The organism is Bradyrhizobium sp. (genome assembly GCF_049512235.1).
Classification (GTDB): domain Bacteria; phylum Pseudomonadota; class Alphaproteobacteria; order Rhizobiales; family Xanthobacteraceae; genus Bradyrhizobium.
This window is the reverse complement of sequence record NZ_JBEKXH010000646.1, coordinates 1-3,213: the sequence shown is the minus strand read 5'-3', so window position 1 is coordinate 3,213 and position 3,213 is coordinate 1. Positions and strand designations below refer to the sequence as shown.

Sequence of the window (3,213 nt, the reverse complement as noted above, 5' to 3'; positions counted from 1 at the left end):
CGCACAGCGGGTCACCCGCAAGATCATCAACGCCGAGTTCGCGATCTGGCAGGACATCAAGAACCTCCGCACCGGCCAGCGATGGGATGACCGGATCGGAGAGGCCGTTCGGCAATCGCGGGTTTTTATCATCCTGATGACGCCAAAATGGTTCGAAAGCACCTTTTGCCGGAAGGAATATCAGATCTTCAAGGAGCTGGAGGACGGCGGGGTTGGTGAATACGTCGTGCCGATCCTGACGCACGAGATTGAGAATCAGCTGCGGCATTTTGATCCGGAGCAGCGCGCCGCCTACGACGAACTCAGGGAGCGACAACACAGGAAAGTCATCGCGGTGGACTTCCTCGCCCTCACGCCGGACCAACGGGAAGTTCTTGTCGACAACATCGCCGATGACATCGAAGGCATGATCCAGCGGTTACGGTCGCCGCCAGCGGTTGGCGTCGATCGCACGCCGATGACGCGACCGGTAAAGCGCGCCCCGGAATTTCGCGCAAATCCCCATCTCTATCCCAAGTATGATTTTCTCACGGCAGGTGAAATTCTGGTCGAGCCTCCGAAGGGTCAGGCAATGCGCGGCGTGTTCGTGCATCTCGGTTTTCTGGAACGACTCTATGTGAAAACCGAGGACGGTAGCGGAAGCGTCGAGTTCAGCATCCGTCGCGCCGATCTGTCGTTCGATGATGGCGGAGCAGGAAAGCTCGGCCGCAATCCAGCCTGGGAAAAATTCTCGACCAGGGATCCGGTATACTACGTCAGTCGGCCGGCTACGCCAAAGGCGGTCACGATCTGCATCAATCCTCAGCCGGGGCGCACGGGCATCTCGGACCTGCCATTGCCCCCCGCCGAGCACGAGAACTATCTGTCGATGCCGGCGATTGCCGCTCCGGATATCGATCTCTCATCCATCCGCGCGGAGTTGACGGTGTCGCTTTGTCCGGAAGGGTTGTTCATCGCTGGCGAGAACCCGAAGCGGCCGTCGCCCGACTTTGCCCGGAAGATTGCCGCGATCATGAGCGTAAAGGTAGCCAGGAGCGACACGGCCGGAAGCCCCGACATGAGGCGCGACGTCCCGGTGCGTGAAAAATCATTATGACGGAACCGTTGTTGCCGGCCTCGCCGAACCCGTTCGGTACCGTCCTGGAAAGGCTCATCGACATGGCGAGCGGCGCGACGCCGCCGTCGTTCCGCGAACTCGTGAGTGCCGCGGGGCTCGATCCGGTGCGGGATTTCGTCGGCGCATCGCTTCGCGATCTCGACTTTCGCAACGAGGATTTGCAGGGCTTCGATTTTTCGCAGTCCGATCTGACCGGCGCGGATTTTCGGCGCGCGAATATTGCCGGGATGTCCTTTAGCGGTGCTGATCTGACTGGCGTGATTGGGCTGGTAGGCGCTCGCTTTAGAGATTTCGATGCGGCCCCGGAGATGATTATCGTCCCCGCTGGCGAGTTCCTGATGGGCTCACCCGAAGGGGAAGGCACTCCGGACGAACATCCACAGCACCCGGTCACGATCGCCAATCCCTTCGCGGTCGGCATCTACCCGGTCATACGCGGCGAATTCGCGGCCTTCGTCAAGGCCTCCGGCCATAAGGTGGCCAAGAAGAGCTCCTGGCGCGATCCGGGCTTCCCGCAGAAGGACGATCATCCGGTCGTCTGGGCGAACTGGCATGACGCGCAAGCCTATGTGGCATGGCTGACGGAAACCTCCGGCGGCAGACCCTATCGGCTGTTGTCCGAAGCTGAATGGGAATATTGCTGCCGGGCGGGCACGAGCTCGGCTTACAGCACCGGCGACAGCATTATGCCTGAGCAAGCGAATTTTGGGGAGGCCTCCAAGGGCACCACTTCTGTCCTCAAGTTTCCGCCTAACCCGTGGGGTCTGTATGACATGCACGGTAATATCTGGGAATGGTGCGAAGACAATTGGCGCGAGGACTACAATAGCAATCCGCCATCGGACGGCTCGGCCTGGGCGGGCGGTGACCCGTCTTCTCGCGTCCTGCGCGGCGGTTCCTGGTACGACTATCCAGTCTTTCTCCGCTCCGCCAGCGGCATCAGGTACCGGCCCGACATCCGCGGCGGCACTATCGGCTTTCGAGTTGCCAGAACGCTTTAACCTCCTACTTCTTATTCTCCTTACGTCTCGAACACGGATCTGCGTTCCGGCCACAGCTCCAGAAATTTCCCGCCGTAGGCTGGCCGATATTTTTTCCGGTGTGTATCTTTTCCCCGGTCGGCGCGCTAAGCGAGAATCAGCCTATGGTTGCCGCATGTCTGACCATGCCCGCCGCACCGGCCCCGCGCTCGAAGCGCACCAGCAATTCATGCTGTGGCTGGTGCCGGTGGTCGAACGCTTTCCGCGGGCGCAGAAATTCCTGCTTGGCGACCGCATCCAGTCAACCGCGCTCGACGTTCTGGAGGCGCTGATCGAGGCCACCTATACCCGCGACCGGCGCGGCCATCTGGCGCGCGCTAATCTCGGGCTGGAAAAGCTGCGCGTGCTGTTCCGCCTTGCCACCGAACTGCGCCATCTCGATCCGCGCCGATACGAATATGCGGCCCGCTCGCTCGACGAAATCGGGCGACTGGTCGGGGGTTGGCAAAAGGCGCATGCCGCGCGCGATGGCGATGCGGCACGCGAAATCGCGGCGCCTCCGCCTGAGTCACGGCGCGCCTCCCCGTCCAGCGCGCCTCCTCAATCCGATCGGCCCCATGCCGAAGCGACACGATGATCTGTTCGGCCGGATCGCCAGCTTTGCCGCGCTGCGAGCCGCCGCCCGCAAGGCGGTGCGGGGCAAGCGTCGCAAGCCCGGCGCCGGCGCCTTCTACGCCCGTCTTGAATCCGAATTGCTGCGCCTTGAAAGCGAACTGCGGGACGGCAGCTATCGTCCCGGCACCTATGTGGAGATCAGGGTGCGCGATCCCAAGGAGCGCCTCGTCTCCGCCGCGCCGTTTCGCGACCGCGTGGTTCACCACGCGCTGTGCGCCGTCATCGCCCCGCTGTTCGAGCGCGGCTTCATCGCCAACAGCTTTGCCAATCGCCTCGGGAAGGGAACGCACCGCGCGATTGGTACCTATGAGGGCTACCGCGACCGCCACGCGCATGTGCTGCGCTGTGACCTATACCGTTATTTTCCCTCCATCGACCATGCCATCCGGAAAGCCGGATTCCGCCGCCACCTCGCCTGCGCCAGGACGCTGGCGCTGATGG

At 62.3% G+C, this 3,213-nt stretch carries 3 protein-coding genes and 1 pseudogene; all 4 read left to right on the top strand.

Annotation, left to right across the window (positions count from 1 at the left end; all coding sequences use genetic code 11):
• Positions 1-1,096: toll/interleukin-1 receptor domain-containing protein (locus tag ABSG20_RS33305; RefSeq protein ID WP_423868690.1), on the top strand; the 1,096-nt coding region annotated here is incomplete at its 5' end.
• Positions 1,093-2,118 (top strand): SUMF1/EgtB/PvdO family nonheme iron enzyme, encoded by a 1,026-nt coding sequence (locus ABSG20_RS33300; RefSeq protein WP_423868689.1) that lies wholly within the window; start codon positions 1,093-1,095, stop codon positions 2,116-2,118. The genes ABSG20_RS33305 and ABSG20_RS33300, both read left to right, overlap by 4 nt.
• Before the next feature lie 154 nt (positions 2,119-2,272).
• Entirely contained in the window at positions 2,273-2,734 is a 462-nt protein-coding gene (gene avd, locus ABSG20_RS33295) for a diversity-generating retroelement protein Avd (protein ID WP_423868688.1), read from the top strand.
• A pseudogene (locus ABSG20_RS33290) lies at positions 2,715-3,213 on the top strand (RNA-dependent DNA polymerase); the annotation flags it as partial. The gene avd and the pseudogene ABSG20_RS33290, both read left to right, overlap by 20 nt.

Coding starts and splice junctions, on each gene's coding strand:
- avd (WP_423868688.1), top strand. CDS start 2,273: ATGTCTGACCATGCCCGCCGCACCGGCCCCGCGCTCGAAGCGCACCAG.
- ABSG20_RS33300 (WP_423868689.1), top strand. CDS start 1,093: ATGACGGAACCGTTGTTGCCGGCCTCGCCGAACCCGTTCGGTACCGTC.